The organism is Exiguobacterium algae (assembly GCF_018617875.1).
Classification (GTDB): Bacteria; Bacillota; Bacilli; order Exiguobacteriales; family Exiguobacteriaceae; genus Exiguobacterium; species Exiguobacterium algae.
The window spans coordinates 495,919-513,168 of the sequence record NZ_JACSKZ010000002.1 but is presented as its reverse complement, the minus strand read 5'-3'; the positions used below and the strand labels follow the sequence as shown (position 1 = coordinate 513,168).

The window sequence follows — 17,250 nt, the reverse complement described above, 5'->3', positions numbered from 1 at the left end:
GATTATTTGAATGATGTGATCGTTTCAGCATCGAGACGTACAGACTTGTAACCTTCTTCTGCCGCTTTCCCGACAGAGAGGATCATGACCGGTACGTAACGATCTTTGTCGAGACCGAATGTTTCGGCGAGTTGATCTTTCTCGAAACCGCCGATCGGGTTCGTGTCATAGCCATGAGCACGTGCTGTGAGCATGAATTGCATCGCGGCAAGGCTCGCATCGATCTTCACGATATCGTTCATCTCTTGTCTTGAGAGATTTTTGTAGTAAGGGATGATCGCGCCGAGCTGTTGGTCACGGACTTCTTGTGGCATTTTGCCTGCTGCGACCGCTTGGTCATAGATTTGTTCGCCGTACTCGTAGCACTCCATGTCGCCGAAGATGAGAAGCATCGCTGACGATGTGTCATTTTGACGCGTGTTAAATTTGATGAGTGGCTTGAGCGTCTCTTTCGCTTCCGGGCTTTCGACGACGACGAAGCGCCATGGCTGCATGTTGACCGATGATGGGGCAGTTGTCGCTTCTTGGATCATCTCGAGCATTTCTTCTTTCGAGATTTTTACGTTCTCGTCATACACACGGATTGATTTACGGCCGAGCATCACGTCTGTGAATGTGTTGTTTTCGAATGTAGTTGCCATTGGTGAATTCCTTCTTTCTCTTTATAAAGCGTGACTGTTCAATTTTTGAAGCAGTCCGGATAATTGGTGAATCTCTTCATCGGACAAGGCTTTGAGGACAAGGTGGTTGGCCCGTTCGCCGCGTTCGCAATACCTTAGGTCTTGTTCTGCCTTTTCCGTCACACGGACGAACATTTCACGATGATTCTCGGCATTCCGTTCCCGAACGACATATCCTTTCTCTTCGAGGATTTTCAAATGTCGGGTGATCGCGGCATTGTCGATTTTCATTTCTTCTTTAATCACACGTTGCGTGCAGACGCCGCGCTCTTTGGCGACTTGCAACATCTCGTAGCGGGTCAGGCTGAAGCCTGTCTCTCGTTCAAAGGATGAGGCGACATGTTGATCCGCCAGCTTGATTTGATAGAGTAATCGGCTGATTTCTCGGAGATCCATTGCGTTCCACCTTTCTCAATTGACTTGTCAATTATTGACTCATCAAACAATACAGCATCTCGATTTTTGTGTAAAGTCAAACGACTCAAAAAAGACGACACCGATTTACGGTGTCGTCTGCATTTCATCTTCGATTTTCGTTCCGTCAAAATGATATTCATAGATAAACGTCGTACTGTCATACCCGTATAAGCGGTCATATGCATTCAAATCATCAACCGTTTGGATATCTAAGAAAGAGGTCGCGATAGAGTCGGCATTCCGGGACAGAAGCATATACCGTTCGGTGAAGTCGTCATTCCCACCTGGATTTCCGTCAAATGAGAAGTGAAACATATTCACATCGTCACGTAGTTGGTGAATGACGTCGACGATGCGCTGCTTCTGTTCATCGGTGTTGTTCCAATCCTCATGAAACATGATTGAGAGGTCAAGGAACTGCTCCGGGTGGACCTCATAGATGGAGGTCGGGGAGGGCAGGATTTGAATGTCACGGTCAAGATCGACGCCATTCGGTACGGTCGCACGAACCGTTTCCTCTTTTTGAAGAACTCCTGCCTTTACGAGTCGTTCATGCATGGAGGTCTCGGCTTCCTTTTGCCAATAGACCTCCATGACGTCATCGTACATCGAGCCGTCCGGATACGTCACGACCCAATAGCTTCCCTTGAACGGTTCTTCTTTTAAAGTGAACCTGCCGACATAACCACCTTGTTTCCAGTCGAAAGTAGCCTCCACATCCGCTTCTTCTTTATAAGTCGTTTGGACATAGTCCGCATACACGCTCTTTGCCTCGTGCTTCGCGAAACTCGTCCATCCAACGATCCCAAGCGCGATCAATCCCGCTCCAATTATGATCAGTTGCTTCTTCATCATCGTCACCTCTCCACCAATGTACCTGATAATACGAGGGGATACCTCGGTCCAAAGTCGTATTCAAAACTTTTCCAATTCCCTGTAAACTAAAAGTACCCTCAAAGAACTATTGTGTTTACGTGTACTAATACATATAATACACTTAGAGTAAGACCTTGACTAGGAGAGGGTGTGACCCATGTTATACAAAATGGATATGAAGAGTTCAGAGCCTTTATATGAACAAATCGTCAATCAGACAAAAGAGCTTGTCATTCGAGGGATCCTGCGACCGGGGGACAAGGTGATGTCGGTCCGGGAGTTGGCGACTGACCTTGTCATCAATCCGAACACGGTCAGTAAAGCCTACCAGGAGCTGGAGCGGCTCGGGTTGCTCGAGATGCATCGTGGGCGTGGTACGTTCGTATCGGAAGATTGGGTCGCGCAGCGCTCGGCGCGTGATCCGGTCATCGAGTCCATCAAAAAACTCGCCATCGACTGCCACTATGCGAACGTGTCACTGGAAGAGGCGATTTCAGTATTACGGACAGAATATAAGAAAGTAGGGGAAAGCCATGCTGACAGTAGAACATCTGAGTAAGAAAATCGACCGGCAGACCGTGCTTGATGGGATCGACTTTTCTGTCGAACCGGGGGAAATCATTGCGCTAGTCGGACGAAACGGTGCCGGGAAGACGACACTTCTTCGAACGATGGTCGGGATCATCCGTCCCGATACGGGCGATGTCGTATATGGGAAGAAGAGTATCTTTAAAGACGCGGGGTTAAAGCGGGACGTCATCTTCGTTCCGGATTCGGCCGATGCACTCAAACACTACACGGTAGACGAGGCGGTAGGACTGTATGAATCCATCTATCCGTCGTTCAGTCGTTCGGCGTTCCGGGAGACGCTCACGCGGTACAACATTGAAAATAAAAAAATCCGCCAGCTGTCGAAAGGACAAAAGGCGCTCGTGACACTATCGCTCGCTTTTGCCGTTCAGGCGAAGTATTATCTGCTCGATGAGCCGACGGACGGACTTGACGTCGTCGCCAAATCAGATGTACTGAAGCTCATGATCGCTCAGGTTGAAAGCCGAAACTGCTCGATCATCGTGTCCAGTCACCAGCTGCACGAACTCGAGCGGATCGCTGACAAAGTGATCATGATTGAAACAGGGCGTGTCAAAGCGATCATGTCGCTTGAAGAGGCACGCACCTCGAGCGTCAAGTGGCAGGTGGTCTTTAATGACCACGTACCGGTCGAATTGCTGGAGCGCAAAGACATTGAAATCGTCAGCGTGACAGGGCGGGTCGTGTTATTCATGGCAAAAGAACGGACCGAGGAACTCGAGGCGTTCATCGACGCCCATGACCCGATGCTGATTGAAGAAATTCCGATGTCCCTTGAAGACGTATTTCGGGTTCAGTTAGGAGGGGAAGCCCATGCTGTCTAAAGTATTGCTGAAGAAGGATTGGAAACAGGTGTCGCTACTTTGGATCTTGCTCGTCTTCTTAGGCGTCGTCGCCTTTACGGTGCCGGTCTGGACGCAAATGCAAGTGTATGAAGAACAGATTCGCAACATTCAAGAGAACCCTAGTGACTATTTGGATGTGGTTCAAGAAGATGTTGAGACGATGAACACCGAGGATTTCTTCAATAGTAATTCAGATTACGGGTATCTCGGTGGCCTCGAAGCACTCATCCCGATGGGGGTCGTCCTCTTCTTATATGTCATCTTCGGTGCACTCATGGCGTCCGTATTGATTGGGAGTGAGCGAAACAGTCAAATGTCGGACTTTTCGATGTCGCTACCTTACACCCGTACCCAGCTTTACATATCGAAGTGGGTGATTGGAATCACAGGTATCATTGCAACGACATTGGTTGGAGGGACATTGATGTTCCTCATCATTCGTCTTTCCGATTATTCATTTTTGTTGGAAGGGAATGAAATGAAAGTACTTGGGTTGATTCTTTTCTTACTATTATCGGGGATTTCATTCTTCTCGGTCTCGCTATGGATGGGATCGTTTGGAGGAGAGGCCATCTCCCAAGTCGTTTGGACGTTCGTCGCACTCGTTTTTCCGATGGGGATTTTACTACTCATTCAAGGGTCACTTTTTGCCTTTTCTCCAAATGCTTCCTATTTGTTCTTTGAGGAAGCATTCGAAAGTGTACCGATGCGAATCCTTTCACCTTTGAATAACATCATTAATACCGATATGTATTTAATCTTTGATTCTCGGGCGGAATGGACAGAGTTTCTCACAATCGGTTTATCTAGCCCGATTATATTTATTGTCCTCACGTTCGGTCTTGGGTTGTGGATGTTTAAAGAATCGCCCCAAGAAAACAATGGTCGCTTCTTCATGTTCTCGAACTGGTTATGGCTCATCCACATCATCATCATCATTTGCTTCGCGATGTTTGGCGGGGTATTCTTCTCGGGCATTTTTTATCCACAAAGCGTGACATTGTATCTCGTCGGCTTTGTGATTGGCGCGTTCTTGGCACACTTACTTGCCAAACGCCTGCTCTACCGTTTCAACTTGAAACTGAAATCATAAGGAGGATGTTCCATGAAACGCCTTGGTATGCTGTTCATAGCTGTTCTGATGTTGGCTGGCTGCACGCAAAACATGACTCAGTCGAACGCTTTTCAATACAAGGGTTCGTTTGTCGGGGACAATAATGCTGTGATTGGAATTACTCAAAATTTGCCGCTACATGACTCCTATCAGTCAATCGAACTCCAAACGAAGAATCGTCCGTATGGGGTGACCGTCCGCTACAACGATCCGGGGCTTGACGTGCAGGAACAGGAAAGGTTGGCCATCCGGAATGCGGCAGCGTATTTCACACTCCTCGACAATGCAGAAATCGTTCGGTTTGCATTCCCGAATCGGACGTATGCTTTCTCTCGTCCTGAGATGGAGGCGTGGTTTGAGACAGATTTCTCGACGATTGAATGGGAAGAGGATTTAAATGACCGGCTCAATGAAAAGATGAACGACGCGAATGAAGCGACGCCATATTTTAAGCAAGTCTAAAGCGATTGGATTTTTTTCATCCAATCGCTTTTTTTGATATTTTCTGAAAATTATAGGGTAAAGGGTAGATGAAAGCGTTTTCTTAGCATTATAATAGAGTTAACTGAATGACTATTCATTTTTAGGGAGGAACAGCGATGAACAAACCGTGGTTACAAGATTATCCAGAAGGTATGCCCCAGTCGATTGATTACGAGGTAAAGCCACTTTATGAGGCGTTGTCTCGCGCAGCAAAGGATTATCCGAATCGTACGGCCGTCTCCTTTATCGGGAAAGAATGGACATTCGCGGAAATCGATGATGCCGCACGCCGACTCGCCACGATGCTTCAAGCGAAAGGGCTTGAAAAAGGGGACCGCGTCAGCCTCATGCTTCCGAACTGTCCTCAATATGTGATCTCGTTCTATGCAGTGCTGTATGCAGGGGGGACGGTCGTTCAGACGAACCCGCTCTATACGGAACGCGAACTTGAAAACCTCGTCACGGACGCGGGCGTCAAAATCGTCATCACCCTCGACTTGTTATATCCGAAAACACTTCGCGTCAGTGAGAAAACGGAGATTCAAACCGTCATCACGACAAGTATCGCTGACTACTTACCATTCCCGAAAAACAAACTGTATCCGATCAAAGTGAAACGTGAGAATAATATCGTGATCGATACGACTGGTTCGACTCCATTTAAAGACTACAAAGACTTCAATCCGGTCACGCCGCTCGAAATCGACCCGAAAGAAGACGTTGCGGTTCTTCAATATACAGGAGGGACGACGGGACTCCCGAAAGGCGTCATGTTGACCCACTTCAACTTGACGGCGAATGCGGACCAAATCACGAACTTATTCTATAAATACAATCGCGGGGACGAAAAGCGCGTGCTTTGTGTCGTTCCATTCTTCCACGTATACGGAATGTCGTGCTGTCTAAACTTCGGGGTCACAAATGGCTATGAACTCGTGCTCGTGCCTCGATTTGAAGTGACCGACGTTTTGAAGACGATTCAGAAGAAGAAACCACACTTCTTCCCGGGTGCCCCGACGATGTATGTCGGGATTCTGAACGATCCGAAACTGAAAAAATACGATTTGTCTTCGATTGAGGCGTGTATCTCCGGTTCGGCACCGCTCCCTGTTGAAGTACAGGAAGAGTTCGAGAAGATCACAGGTGGTCGAATCGTTGAAGGATATGGTCTATCTGAGACGTCTCCGGTCACACATGCGAACTTCCTATGGGATAAACGGATTGTCGGCTCGATTGGTGCCCCGCTCTCGGATACTTCTGCTAAAATAGTAAAAGCAGATGGCGAGACGGAGGCTGAGGTCGGTGAAATCGGTGAAATCATGCTGAGCGGACCTCAAGTCATGAAAGGGTACTGGCAGAAACCTGAAGAGACGGCAGCGGTCTTGAAGGATGGATGGCTTGCGACCGGTGACCTCGGATATATGGGCGAGGACGGATTCTTCTATATCGTCGACCGGAAGAAAGACATGATCATCGCCGGCGGCTTCAACGTCTATCCGCGTGAGATTGAAGAAATTCTCTATGAACACCCAGCCGTCAAGGAAGCGGTCTGTATCGGGGTGCCTGACCCGTATCGCGGGGAGACGGTGAAAGCGTTCATTGTCTTGCGGGATGGGATGAACGTGACGGAAGAAGAGCTCGACAAGCATTGTCGTGAGAAGCTCGCGGCCTATAAAGTACCGAAGTTATATGAATTCCGTGACGAGTTACCGAAGACGTTCGTCGGGAAGATCTTGCGTCGCGTCCTCGTTGACGAAGAGAAGGCGAAACAAGTGAAACAAAGCAGTTGACACCAAGCCCATGCGTGATAGAATAATAAATGAATGAACCATCATTCATTTTTCTGCAGCGGTAAGGAGCTTGGGGTTTATGACAAATAACGGATCAAAAAGTGACCGCATCATTGATGCGGCAGTGAAAGTGATTGCAGACCATGGCTATCACGGTGCAAAGGTGACGGCCATCGCCAAAGAGGCGGGCGTCGCGGACGGCACAATTTACTTGTATTTCAAGAACAAGGAACACCTTCTCATCGAGTTGTTCCAGACGAAGATGGGGCTGTTCATCGATTACTCGAAGCAACAAATCGAGAAAGAGGAAACAGCCGGTGATAAATTGTACCAGTTGATTGAATCACATCTGAAACAGCTGTCGGTCGATTACGACCTCGCCGTCGTGACACAGATCGAGCTCAGACAGTCAAACTTGGCACTCCGCCAAAAAATCGGGGAAGTGCTCAAACCGTATTTGAACTTGATCGACTCGGTCGTCAAACACGGAATCGCGACGGGTGAGTTTGATCAAGCATTGGATTATCGACTCGCGCGTCAAATGATCTTTGGCACGATTGATGAGGTCGTCACGAGTTGGATGGCAAGCGGCTTCAAGTACGACTTGTTGTCGACGTTACCAAAAGTACACCATATGTTAAAAAAGGGGCTTGCTTAACAGTGAGCCCTATCACTAGCTCAAAAAATGAATGCTGATTCATGAATGATGGGAAGAATTGATAAAAGGGGGATCAACCATGAATATTTTTGTGTTGCTGAAGCGTACGTTTGATACTGAGGAAGCGATTCAGCTTGAAAATGGGGAAATTCAAGAAGACGGAGCTGAATTCATCATCAACCCTTACGATGAGTATGCGGTCGAGGAAGCGATTCAAAAACGTGATGCACTCGGGGGAGAGGTCACGGTTGTCACGGTCGGACCAGAGGATGCGGATAAAGAACTCCGTACAGCACTCGCGATGGGAGCGGACAAAGCAGTCCGGATCTCGATTGAGGACGATATCGAAGAGGCAGACCATGTGACGATTTCAAAAGTACTCGCCACGTTCTTGAAAGAACAAGAGGTTGACCTCATTTTCGCAGGGAACGTTGCCATCGACGGCGGAAGTGGTCAAGTTGCACCACGTGTCGCGGAATTACTCGACATGAACTATGTAACGACAATCACGGCACTAGACATCGACGGTACAACAGCGACAGTCACACGAGACGTCGAAGGAGACACAGAAGTGATCGAAGTCGGTCTCCCGCTTCTTGTAACAGCGCAACAAGGCTTGAACGAGCCGCGTTATCCAAGTCTTCCAGGAATCATGAAGGCGAAGAAAAAGCCGCTTGAAGAACTCGAACTCATGGACCTCGACCTCGATGAAGATGAAATCGAAGCGAAGATCGAGACAATCGAACGATTCTTGCCGGAAGAGAAGAAAGCCGGACGTATTCTCGAAGGCGACTTGTCATCACAAGTCAGCGAACTCGTTCAACTTCTTCGCACAGAAGCGAAAGTCATTTAAGGGGGAGATCATAGATGAAAGCTTTAGTACTCGCAGAGGCGCGTGAAGGCGCATTACGTAACGTATCATTTGAAGCAATCGCAGCGGCGAAACAATTGACGGACGATGTGACGGCAGTCGTGATTGGGGATCACGTGCAAGCACTCGCTCAAGAGCTCGGAGAATACGGTGCAGGCCGCGTTCTCGTTGTTGAAGATGAACGGCTCAAGCACTATACGCCAGACGGATACGGACAAGTCCTTCGTCAGTTGATTGACCAGGAAAGCCCGGATCTGATTGTCCTCGGACATACGGCCCTCGGAAAAGATATCGCACCGAAACTCGCGGCTCGACTTGATGCCGGTCTGATCAGTGATGTCGTTTCCATCGAGGGAACGGGGCAAGACGCGGAGTTTGTCCGTCCGATTTACTCAGGAAAAGCGTTTGAAAAAGTGAAGTTCAAAGAATCAGTCATGTTCTTCACGATTCGTCCGAACAACATCGATGCATTGCCGCGCCAAGCAGGTGCGAGCGTGACGGTCGAGACACCGGCAGTCGAAATAAAAGACCTTGCGATGATCGTCAAAGAAGTCGTTCGCAAAGCGACAGGGAAAGTCGACTTGTCAGAAGCGAAAGTCATCGTCGCGGGTGGTCGCGGCGTGAAGAGCGAAGACGGCTTCAAACCGCTCGAAGAGCTTGCTGAACTGCTCGGTGGAGCGGTCGGTGCTTCACGTGGAGCATGTGACGCGGACTACTGTGACTACGCACTCCAAATCGGTCAAACCGGTAAAGTCGTCACACCGGACCTTTACATCGCTTGCGGGATTTCAGGTGCGATCCAGCACTTGGCTGGGATGAGCAACGCGAAAGTCATCGTCGCCATCAACAAAGACCCGGAAGCAAACATCTTCAGCGTGGCGGATTATGGCATCGTTGGCGATTTGTTCGACGTCGTCCCGATGTTGACAGAAGAATTCCGTAAACACCTCGTCAATAGCTAAGAGGCAAAACGTTTTGGAGTTTTTACCCTCCGTGGTATACTCTGAACATGAAATGCATGAGGGTTCTTTATTTCGAGCTCTCTCATCTTATTGGGGAGGTATTTACTAAAATGGCTATTAAACATGCAACGACTCAATCATTTGAACAAGACGTAAAAGAGGGCGTAGTCCTCGTAGATTTCTGGGCAGCTTGGTGTGGACCATGCCGCATGATCGCACCGGTTCTTGAAGAACTCGATCAAGAGATGGGCGACAAAGTTCAAATCGTCAAACTCGACGTGGACGAAAACCCAGAAGTAGCGGGTGCTTTCCAAATCCAAAGTATCCCGACACTCATGATGTTCAAAGACGGACAACCTGTTTCGAAAACAATGGGCTTCCAACCAAAAGAAGCGCTCAAAGAGTTTATCGCGACAGCACAATAAGTCAATCGACAGCCGATCATCAGATCGGCTGTTTTTTTGTTTGGATTCAAGGGAAAAAGGATTAGATAGGAGAAACTGGTTCGGATTCGATTCAAGTTCAAATAACCATGACTTTGATTGGTTCCGTTTACATAACGTAGTCTCCTCAAAATTTTTTTTATGATTTTCTGTCGCGTCTCTTCATATTTAACAGAATGGGATGAATTCAAGGCGCGACGAACATACTGGAAGCTTTTATCATGGAAACAGACTGAAAATTTGCGCTATACTCATGAAGAAGATGTGATGGAGTCAAGTGAACTTACTTTACGACTCTGTTCGAAGGAGGAATTTTCTTGTCGGTTTTACATCTAGCTATTTTATTGCCGCTGCTCGCGGCTCCGTTCATCCCGTTATTCTTCTGGGGACTGAAGCGGATTCATACAGGATGGTTCGTCCTCATCGTACCGGTTCTTCTGTTTACGTACTTTGCCGGATACATGCCAACAACGAGTGCAGGAGAAGTCGTCACAAAGACAGTGTCCTGGATGCCTTCGCTCGGTGTGGAATTCACAGCGTATGTTGACGGACTCAGTTTGTTATTCGCTCTTTTGATTACCGGAATCGGGGCGCTTGTCGTCTTGTATTCCATTTACTACTTGGATAAGGACAAAGAGTCACTTGGACATTTCTACGTATACTTGTTGATGTTCATGGGGGCGATGCTCGGGGTTGTGCTTTCAGACAACATGATTGTGATGTACATGTTCTGGGAACTCACGTCGATTTCATCTTTCCTCTTAATCGGGTATTGGTATGAAAAAGAACGTTCTCGTTACGGCGCGCAGAAATCGATGCTCCTTACGGTGTTTGGGGGACTTGCGATGCTCGGGGGGATTATCCTCTTGGAATCGATGGTCGGTTCATACAGCATCCGTGAGATGGTGGCCAACCAAGCGGTCATCGCTGAGAGTCCGCTCTTCCTCGTCGCGATGGTATTGATTCTCCTTGGGGCCTTCACGAAGTCTGCCCAGTTCCCATTCCATATCTGGTTACCGGATGCGATGGAAGCCCCGACGCCGGTCAGTGCATACCTGCATTCGGCGACGATGGTCAAGGCCGGTCTTTATCTGGTCGCCCGGATGAGCCCGGTGTTCCAGGAATCGCCGGTTTGGTTATGGACGATCGCCTCGGTTGGGATGTTCACGATGTTCTGGGGGTCGTTCAATGCGGTCAAACAGACGGATTTGAAAGGGATCCTCGCGTTCTCGACCGTCAGTCAGCTCGGGTTGATCATGTCTCTTCTCGGTCTCGGGGCGGCAGCGCTTCATTACGAGGGGTTGGACGAGAACATTTATATGGTGGCGACCATTGCAGCCATCTTCCATTTGATCAACCACGCGACGTTCAAAGGCTCGCTCTTCATGATGGTCGGGATTATCGACCATGAGACCGGGACGCGGGATGTGCGAAAGCTCGGCGGTCTCATGACCGTCATGCCGATCTCATTCACCGTTGCCGTCATCGGGTCATTATCTATGGCAGGTCTTCCGCCGTTCAACGGCTTTTTGAGTAAAGAGATGTTCTTGAAGGCGACGACCAAAGTGGCCTCGATGGATTTCTTCGCATTGGATTCAATTGGTCTCATCTTACCGATTGTCGCATTTATCGGAAGTGTGTTTACGTTCATCTACAGTTTGTTGATTTTCACGCGGACGTTTATGGGGAAAGCGAAGTTTGAGCTGTTACCGAAAACACCTCATGAAGCACCGGTCGGCATGTTGATTTCGCCTGTCATTCTCGCGATTCTCGTCGTCGGATTCGGTTTGTTCCCGAACGTGTTGTCCCACTCTTTGATTCAACCGGCCGTCGAAGCGATTTATCCATCGCTTGTGGCAGGTGGGGAAGAGGTTGAGGTTCATATTTCCTTCTGGCATGGCTTGACTCCTGAACTCATGATGACAATCGGAGTCGTCTTGCTCGGAACGCTTCTGTTCTGGCAGATTGGAAGATGGATGGGCATTTATAACCGCATTCCGCATCGTTTGACGTTGAACGGGATGTACGACGGCTCGCTCGTCTGGTCGAATAAGGCAGCGTACCGGTTTAAGGATAACTATATGACCGGCTTCATTCGCTCTTACTTGATTTATATCTTTGTATTCTTGTCTGGCATGATGTTGTTCACGATGGCATGGCTTGATTTGTTCAACTTCTCATTCGAGAATTTGGCAGAGATTGCGCCATATGAATACGTGCTCGGCGCAGTCGTCGTGTTAGCGGCATTGGCCATTCTGTTCATGCGCTCACGTCTCCCGTCGATTATCCTGCTTGGTGTAGTCGGGTATGGGGTTGCGCTCTTCTTCGTATTCTTCGGGGCACCGGACTTGGCGCTTACACAGCTCGTCATCGAGACGGTTTCGGTCGCACTCTTCTTGCTCGTGTTCTACCACATGCCGGACATCAGTAAAAAAGAAGTTCGGATGCGTTTCAAGATTGGAAATGCGATGATTGCGATTCTAGTCGGGGCAACGGTCACGATGCTCAGCTTCATGGCCCTCTCGAACAAATCGCTCACATCGATTTCGGAATACTACAAAGAGAACGTATACGAGCTAGCTGCAGGGAAAAACATGGTCAACGTCGTCTTAGTCGACTTCCGTGGATTTGATACCTTGTTTGAAATCGTCGTTCTCTCGCTTGCTTCACTCGGGATTTACACGATGATTAAATTTAGAACGACACGACGTACGAAAGGAGAAGGTGCACATGAAGCGCAAAAGCAAACCCGTCAATGATGTCATTCTGCAGACGGCGGCCATCATCATCTTCTTCATCATCGTCATTTTCTCAATCGATTTATTCTTCGCCGGTCACTATTCACCGGGGGGAGGATTCATCGGGGGATTGATGACGTCTTCGGCACTTGTTTTATTGTTGCTCGCATTTGACTCGCAGACGCTTAAAACCGTCCTGCCGATCGATTACCGGTTAATGACCGCTACAGGATTATTGATTGCGTTAGGAACATCGTTACATTCAATCTTTTGGGGTCGCCCGTTCCTGACGCATGCCTATGATAAGTTTCACTTGCCGCTTCTCGGTGAGCAGACCCTTCATACGGCGATTGCGTTCGACCTCGGGGTTTATCTCGTGGTCATTGGTGTCACCATGACGATTATTCAAACGATTGGAGAGAGTGAATAATGGAAGTTTTCATCAGCATCATCATCGGCGTATTGACGATGTGTGCAGTCTATCTTGTTCTCTCAAGGAGTTTGTTGCGCATCATCATCGGTACGGCACTATTTAGTCACGCTGCCCATTTACTTGTGTTGACGACCGCAGGGTTGAAGACAGGAGACGCTCCTGTCCTCGTCCATGGAGTGACCGATTATACGGACCCGCTCCCGCAAGCGCTCGTCTTGACGGCGATTGTCATCAGCTTTGGGGTGACCGCGTTCTTCCTGGTACTCGCTTACCGGACGTACCAAGAGTTGAACACGGATAATATGGAGGAAATGAAAGGAACCGAAACATATGATTAACTTACCGATCTTTCCGATTGTCATCCCGGCCCTTGCCGCCATTATCATGATGTTTATGCCAAAGCGGGTCGTTATCCAGCGCGCCATGGCACTCGGAGCTTTAGTCCTTACGTTGATCGTGTCGCTCTTCTTAGTGCACACGGTCTCTATTGACGGCATTCAAACCCTCAACCTCGGAGACTGGATGGCCCCGTTCGGGATTACGCTCGTCTCGGACATGTTGTCGGCACTTCTTGTTACGACATCGACCTTATTGACGTTGTTCGTCGTCTGGTTCGCCGTCCATTACTTTTTCGAGTCCTATGAAGGGAACTACTTGTATGTCGCGATGTTATTCTTGCTTGTCGGGGTGAATGGAGCGTTCACGACGGGCGATATCTTTAACTTATTCGTCTTCTTCGAGGTCTTCCTGATGTCTTCATACGTCTTGATCGTCCTCGGGGGACGCGGTGTCCAACTACGGGAATCGATTAAGTATCTACTTGTGAACATCATTGCCTCTGCCCTCTTCGTCATGTCCGTCGCGCTCCTCTACAGTGTGACCGGCACGTTGAACTTGGCAGACTTGGCCATGAAGATCCCGCTCATAGAGAATCAGAACGTCATTACGGCCATCGGGGTCATGTTCATCATTGTCTTCGGGATGAAAGGGGCGCTTGTTCCCCTCCATTATTGGCTACCCGGGGCATATGTCGTCGCACCGACGCCGATTCTCGCCATGTTCGGGGCCTTATTGACGAAAGTCGGCGTGTACTCGATTTTCCGTACGTACACGTTGCTGTTTGACGGGAACGGAACGTTTCTTCAAACATTCCTCATGGTGCTTGCGGTCTTGACGATTTTCATCGGGATGACCGGAGCCATTGCCTACAACGATGTCAAACTGATCATCATTTACAACATCATGATTGCCGTCGGTGTCATCTTGTATGGGATTTCTGTCAACACGCAGACCTCGCTTGAAGGGTCACTCTATTATTTGATTCACGACATGTTGATCAAAGCCGTCTTGTTCATGCTCGTCGGAATGATGATCGGCATCACGAAATCTGGACTGCTTCGCGATATGGGTGGATTGATCACCCGTTTCCCAATGCTCGGGTGGACCTTCTTCGTAGCGGCCCTGTCGCTTGCGGGCATTCCGCCGCTTAGCGGATTCTTCGGGAAGCTCTTGATTGTCTCGGGCGGAATGGACGAAGGAGAACTGTTTGCTCCGATTCTCGTCTTGTTATCGAGCCTGTTTGTCCTCTTCTCCGTGATGAAAATTTTCATGTATGGATTCTGGGGTGAAGCGAAACGGGAATACGATGGACCGCTCGCACCGTTTGCGAAACGACTGGTCATTCCGGTTTTCTTGTTACTTGCCGTGTCCGTGGCCTATGGTTTTGGTGCGGAATGGATTCATCCGTATATCACACAAGCGATCGAGCCGCTCGTTAGCCCGGAAATCTACATCGATGCTGTACTAAAGGAGTGAGGACGAGATGGCATATCAATTATTGATTAACTTCTTCCTGGCGTTCATTTGGATGTTCCTCACGGAATCATTCACGTCCAGCGGATTTTTTATCGGTTATTTACTTGGGCTGTTCATCTTGTTCATGATGCGCCGATTCTTTCGCACGGACGGTGGGAGCTTCTATTTCGCACGTGTCTGGAGACTGTTCAAGCTGTTCGTCATTTTCATTCGCGAACTGTTCCTTGCGAACTTTGAAGTGTTGCGACTCGTGATGAGCCCGAAACTAAAAATTCAACCTGGGATTTTCCGTTACGAAACGGAGCTCGACAAAGGATGGAAAGTCAGTCTTTTATCGATGCTCATCACCCTGACACCCGGGACGCTCGTCGTCCAAGTGTCGAGGGACAATTCGGCATTGTACATTCATGCACTCAATATGCCGGATAAAGAAGTGATTAAAAAAGAAATCTATAAGAATTTCGAATTGAGTATTAAGGAGGCGACGGAATGATGAATGTATTGGATGTGCTCATCTATATTTCTCTCGCCATTCTCGTTCTGGCGATGATGTTGATGCTGTACCGTGTGGTTAAAGGACCGACGACAGCGGACCGCGTCATTGCCCTTGACTCGATCGGGATTGCCTTGATTTCCGTCGTCGCATTGCTCTCCATTTTGCTGGACACGACGATGTACTTTGAAGTCATTCTTCTTTTGAGTATTCTGGCGTTCATCGGTACGGTGGCATTCTCGAAATTCCTGGAGAGAGGGGAGATTATTCAAAATGACCGCAACGACGATCTTTGATATTATCACGGGCGTCTTCACGATCATTGGGGTCTTTTTAACGGTCGTCGCCGCCATCGGCCTCGTCCGGCTCCCTGATATTTATTCAAGGACACACGCCGCCTCGAAGAGCTCGACGCTCGGCGTCATGTTTGTCTTGTTTGCAGCGGTTCTCCATGTGTATGTGGATGAACGTGTCTTTGATGCCCGTCTGTTGCTCGGATTGTTTTTCGTCTTGTTGACCGCTCCGGTCGGAGGACATCTCATTTCTCGTGCGGCGCACGCAAAAGGTGTCCCGCTCTGGGAGAAGTCGTTACAAGACGCTTTGAAGGAAGACAAGGAAAAAGGAATCGAATAATCAGCAAAACGGGATTCGCAGTGGATGCGAATCCCGTTTTTTTCAAATCAGGTACGTCAAGTCAGAGGCGGCGGTCGGATAGGCGAACTCTAAGTGTTTCACATGCTGATGGGAGAGATTGTTCTGTATAATGAAAGAAAACAAATTGATCAGTTCGGGAGCGTGTTGACCGATGAGGTGTGCCCCGATGACGTGACCTTCTGCATCAATCAATATACGGGAGAATGCCGTCTCGTCATGAATCCGCTCATATGTGAGGAAATGGGACATCTCATGGTCTCTCACATCAAACTCAATTCCTTTTGCTTTCGCCTCTTCAATGGTCAGTCCGACTTTGGCGATCGGCGGTGTCGCATAGACGATGGTCGGGGCTGGACGTTCTGGAAGAGGACGTGTGTTGCCCCGCAACATGTTCAGGGCTGCAATTCTTCCTTCCTGTCCTGCGAACGGCGTAAGTGCTGGATTTCGACTGTCCGCCACATCACCGGCGGCATAAATGTCCGGATTGCTCGTTTGCAAAAAATCATTCACGATAATGCCTCGTTGATTGGTTTCGACCTCACCAACATCTAAATGTAGTCGCTCGATGCTCGGAATTCTTCCGGTGGCGTTAAGGACGAGACCTTCAAGGGTAGAGTCATCTGAAAGTGTCAGCGTGTCGCCATCAATGCGGACAGGCTCGACCCCATGCCGGATTTCAATCCCGATCCGTCTCGATTCGTCGATCAACCGATTCACGACTTTCCGGTCGAACGCTTTCAACGCTTGTGACCGAATCAGTAACGTCACCTGGCTGCCGAAACGGCGGAAAATGTGAGCGAACTCAAACGCGACATAACCGGCCCCAACGATTAGGATGTGTTCGGGTAAGTGATCGAGGTCGAACACCTCATCGCTCGTAATGGCATGTTCGCCCCCCGGAATATCGAGCGGGCGAGGGGTTTGCCCACTCGCAATCAAAAATTGATGGGCTGAAATCTCATGCCCGTCGATCTGAATCGAGTCTGCATCGACAAAGTGCGGCTCGCCTTGAAATAAATCGATATTTAATTCGTTCCAATGTTGCGTCTTCGATGTTGGAATGGAAAAACGGTATTCGTCGATTCGCTGCTTAAAGGTTGACCAATCAAGTGTGAGTGAACCATTTACCCCGAGCGGTTGCATCTGTTTGAAGCGGGCGATGAGGTCTGCTCCTTCGACGAGCATTTTCTTCGGGTCGCATCCCCGTTGCGGGCATGTCCCACCGAACGTCCAGTTCTCAACAATGGCGATTTCTTTCCCGGCATCGCTTAAAATCGATGCGGCTTGGCTCGCAGCGGAACCACTCCCGATGATGATTACATCGTACCGTTTCATGAAAAACTCCTCCTATACGAGATGTCACACTCTTTTTCCCGTCTCATAGGAA

General features: G+C 48.9%; 20 protein-coding genes. 16 read left to right on the top strand and 4 right to left on the bottom strand.

Features of this window, described 5'->3' with window-relative positions:
* Positions 1-2: 2 nt before the first annotated feature.
* The 3 genes from KNP03_RS07830 to KNP03_RS07820 all read right to left on the bottom strand — a co-directional run bounded on the left by KNP03_RS07830 (position 3) and on the right by KNP03_RS07820 (position 1,952).
* Positions 3-641: a nitroreductase family protein gene (locus KNP03_RS07830; RefSeq protein WP_214827792.1), complete on the bottom strand. Its 639-nt coding sequence runs from the start codon at positions 639-641 to the stop codon at positions 3-5.
* A gap of 21 nt (positions 642-662) precedes the next feature.
* The gene (locus KNP03_RS07825; RefSeq protein WP_214827790.1) at positions 663-1,076 is read right to left on the bottom strand and encodes a MarR family winged helix-turn-helix transcriptional regulator; all 414 of its coding nucleotides are present in this window, start codon (positions 1,074-1,076) and stop codon (positions 663-665) included.
* A 105-nt stretch (positions 1,077-1,181) separates the two neighbouring features.
* Positions 1,182-1,952, bottom strand: a complete 771-nt coding sequence (locus KNP03_RS07820) for a hypothetical protein (RefSeq protein ID WP_214827787.1) — start codon at positions 1,950-1,952, stop codon at positions 1,182-1,184.
* Positions 1,953-2,130: 178 nt separating this feature from the next.
* Here KNP03_RS07820 and KNP03_RS07815 point away from each other — a divergent pair, with 178 nt between their 5' ends.
* The 16 genes from KNP03_RS07815 to mnhG all read left to right on the top strand — a co-directional run bounded on the left by KNP03_RS07815 (position 2,131) and on the right by mnhG (position 15,842).
* Positions 2,131-2,532: a GntR family transcriptional regulator gene (locus KNP03_RS07815; RefSeq protein WP_214827783.1), complete on the top strand. Its 402-nt coding sequence runs from the start codon at positions 2,131-2,133 to the stop codon at positions 2,530-2,532.
* Positions 2,507-3,388, top strand: coding sequence for an ABC transporter ATP-binding protein (locus KNP03_RS07810; RefSeq protein ID WP_214827781.1), 882 nt, complete (start codon positions 2,507-2,509; stop codon positions 3,386-3,388). The genes KNP03_RS07815 and KNP03_RS07810 overlap by 26 nt, the downstream gene beginning before the upstream one ends.
* Entirely contained in the window at positions 3,378-4,502 is a 1,125-nt protein-coding gene (locus tag KNP03_RS07805) for an ABC transporter permease subunit (protein WP_214827778.1), read from the top strand. The genes KNP03_RS07810 and KNP03_RS07805 overlap by 11 nt, the downstream gene beginning before the upstream one ends.
* Positions 4,503-4,514: 12 nt before the next feature.
* Positions 4,515-4,985, top strand: a complete 471-nt coding sequence (locus tag KNP03_RS07800; protein WP_214827775.1) for a DUF4825 domain-containing protein — start codon at positions 4,515-4,517, stop codon at positions 4,983-4,985.
* 137 nt (positions 4,986-5,122) lie between these two features.
* Positions 5,123-6,796 (top strand): AMP-binding protein, encoded by a 1,674-nt coding sequence (locus tag KNP03_RS07795; RefSeq protein WP_214827772.1) that lies wholly within the window; start codon positions 5,123-5,125, stop codon positions 6,794-6,796.
* A 79-nt stretch (positions 6,797-6,875) separates the two neighbouring features.
* The gene (locus KNP03_RS07790) at positions 6,876-7,454 is read left to right on the top strand and encodes a TetR/AcrR family transcriptional regulator (RefSeq protein ID WP_214827769.1); all 579 of its coding nucleotides are present in this window, start codon (positions 6,876-6,878) and stop codon (positions 7,452-7,454) included.
* Positions 7,455-7,533: 79 nt separating this feature from the next.
* Positions 7,534-8,307 (top strand): electron transfer flavoprotein subunit beta/FixA family protein, encoded by a 774-nt coding sequence (locus tag KNP03_RS07785; protein ID WP_214827767.1) that lies wholly within the window; start codon positions 7,534-7,536, stop codon positions 8,305-8,307.
* 14 nt (positions 8,308-8,321) lie between these two features.
* Positions 8,322-9,287, top strand: a complete 966-nt coding sequence (locus KNP03_RS07780; protein ID WP_214827766.1) for an electron transfer flavoprotein subunit alpha/FixB family protein — start codon at positions 8,322-8,324, stop codon at positions 9,285-9,287.
* 110 nt (positions 9,288-9,397) lie between these two features.
* A complete protein-coding gene (gene trxA, locus KNP03_RS07775) occupies positions 9,398-9,712 on the top strand; it encodes a thioredoxin (RefSeq protein WP_214827764.1) in 315 nt (104 codons plus the stop codon).
* A gap of 335 nt (positions 9,713-10,047) precedes the next feature.
* On the top strand, positions 10,048-12,489 hold the full coding sequence (locus KNP03_RS07770) for a Na+/H+ antiporter subunit A (RefSeq protein ID WP_214827762.1): 2,442 nt from the start codon (positions 10,048-10,050) through the stop codon (positions 12,487-12,489).
* Positions 12,461-12,898, top strand: coding sequence for a Na(+)/H(+) antiporter subunit B (locus KNP03_RS07765; RefSeq protein ID WP_214827759.1), 438 nt, complete (start codon positions 12,461-12,463; stop codon positions 12,896-12,898). The genes KNP03_RS07770 and KNP03_RS07765 overlap by 29 nt, the downstream gene beginning before the upstream one ends.
* Entirely contained in the window at positions 12,898-13,239 is a 342-nt protein-coding gene (locus tag KNP03_RS07760; RefSeq protein WP_214827756.1) for a Na(+)/H(+) antiporter subunit C, read from the top strand. Before KNP03_RS07765 ends, KNP03_RS07760 begins: the two co-directional genes overlap by 1 nt.
* Entirely contained in the window at positions 13,232-14,716 is a 1,485-nt protein-coding gene (locus tag KNP03_RS07755; protein WP_214827753.1) for a Na+/H+ antiporter subunit D, read from the top strand. Before KNP03_RS07760 ends, KNP03_RS07755 begins: the two co-directional genes overlap by 8 nt.
* A 7-nt stretch (positions 14,717-14,723) precedes the next feature.
* A complete protein-coding gene (locus KNP03_RS07750) occupies positions 14,724-15,209 on the top strand; it encodes a Na+/H+ antiporter subunit E (RefSeq protein WP_214827750.1) in 486 nt (161 codons plus the stop codon).
* On the top strand, positions 15,206-15,505 hold the full coding sequence (locus tag KNP03_RS07745) for a Na(+)/H(+) antiporter subunit F1 (protein WP_276313815.1): 300 nt from the start codon (positions 15,206-15,208) through the stop codon (positions 15,503-15,505). Before KNP03_RS07750 ends, KNP03_RS07745 begins: the two co-directional genes overlap by 4 nt.
* Positions 15,483-15,842, top strand: coding sequence for a monovalent cation/H(+) antiporter subunit G (mnhG, locus tag KNP03_RS07740; RefSeq protein ID WP_214827748.1), 360 nt, complete (start codon positions 15,483-15,485; stop codon positions 15,840-15,842). The genes KNP03_RS07745 and mnhG overlap by 23 nt, the downstream gene beginning before the upstream one ends.
* Before the next feature lie 42 nt (positions 15,843-15,884).
* On the opposite strand, the gene KNP03_RS07735 is transcribed toward mnhG, so the two are convergent.
* On the bottom strand, positions 15,885-17,198 hold the full coding sequence (locus KNP03_RS07735) for a dihydrolipoyl dehydrogenase family protein (protein WP_214827746.1): 1,314 nt from the start codon (positions 17,196-17,198) through the stop codon (positions 15,885-15,887).
* Positions 17,199-17,250: the final 52 nt, after the last annotated feature.

Coding starts and splice junctions, on each gene's coding strand:
- KNP03_RS07810 (WP_214827781.1), top strand. CDS start 2,507: ATGCTGACAGTAGAACATCTGAGTAAGAAAATCGACCGGCAGACCGTG.
- KNP03_RS07785 (WP_214827767.1), top strand. CDS start 7,534: ATGAATATTTTTGTGTTGCTGAAGCGTACGTTTGATACTGAGGAAGCG.
- KNP03_RS07765 (WP_214827759.1), top strand. CDS start 12,461: ATGAAGCGCAAAAGCAAACCCGTCAATGATGTCATTCTGCAGACGGCG.
- mnhG (WP_214827748.1), top strand. CDS start 15,483: ATGACCGCAACGACGATCTTTGATATTATCACGGGCGTCTTCACGATC.
- KNP03_RS07815 (WP_214827783.1), top strand. CDS start 2,131: ATGTTATACAAAATGGATATGAAGAGTTCAGAGCCTTTATATGAACAA.
- KNP03_RS07800 (WP_214827775.1), top strand. CDS start 4,515: ATGAAACGCCTTGGTATGCTGTTCATAGCTGTTCTGATGTTGGCTGGC.
- KNP03_RS07760 (WP_214827756.1), top strand. CDS start 12,898: ATGGAAGTTTTCATCAGCATCATCATCGGCGTATTGACGATGTGTGCA.
- KNP03_RS07755 (WP_214827753.1), top strand. CDS start 13,232: ATGATTAACTTACCGATCTTTCCGATTGTCATCCCGGCCCTTGCCGCC.
- KNP03_RS07745 (WP_276313815.1), top strand. CDS start 15,206: ATGATGAATGTATTGGATGTGCTCATCTATATTTCTCTCGCCATTCTC.
- trxA (WP_214827764.1), top strand. CDS start 9,398: ATGGCTATTAAACATGCAACGACTCAATCATTTGAACAAGACGTAAAA.
- KNP03_RS07830 (WP_214827792.1), bottom strand. CDS start 641: ATGGCAACTACATTCGAAAACAACACATTCACAGACGTGATGCTCGGC.
- KNP03_RS07805 (WP_214827778.1), top strand. CDS start 3,378: ATGCTGTCTAAAGTATTGCTGAAGAAGGATTGGAAACAGGTGTCGCTA.
- KNP03_RS07750 (WP_214827750.1), top strand. CDS start 14,724: ATGGCATATCAATTATTGATTAACTTCTTCCTGGCGTTCATTTGGATG.
- KNP03_RS07780 (WP_214827766.1), top strand. CDS start 8,322: ATGAAAGCTTTAGTACTCGCAGAGGCGCGTGAAGGCGCATTACGTAAC.
- KNP03_RS07790 (WP_214827769.1), top strand. CDS start 6,876: ATGACAAATAACGGATCAAAAAGTGACCGCATCATTGATGCGGCAGTG.
- KNP03_RS07820 (WP_214827787.1), bottom strand. CDS start 1,952: ATGATGAAGAAGCAACTGATCATAATTGGAGCGGGATTGATCGCGCTT.
- KNP03_RS07795 (WP_214827772.1), top strand. CDS start 5,123: ATGAACAAACCGTGGTTACAAGATTATCCAGAAGGTATGCCCCAGTCG.
- KNP03_RS07825 (WP_214827790.1), bottom strand. CDS start 1,076: ATGGATCTCCGAGAAATCAGCCGATTACTCTATCAAATCAAGCTGGCG.
- KNP03_RS07735 (WP_214827746.1), bottom strand. CDS start 17,198: ATGAAACGGTACGATGTAATCATCATCGGGAGTGGTTCCGCTGCGAGC.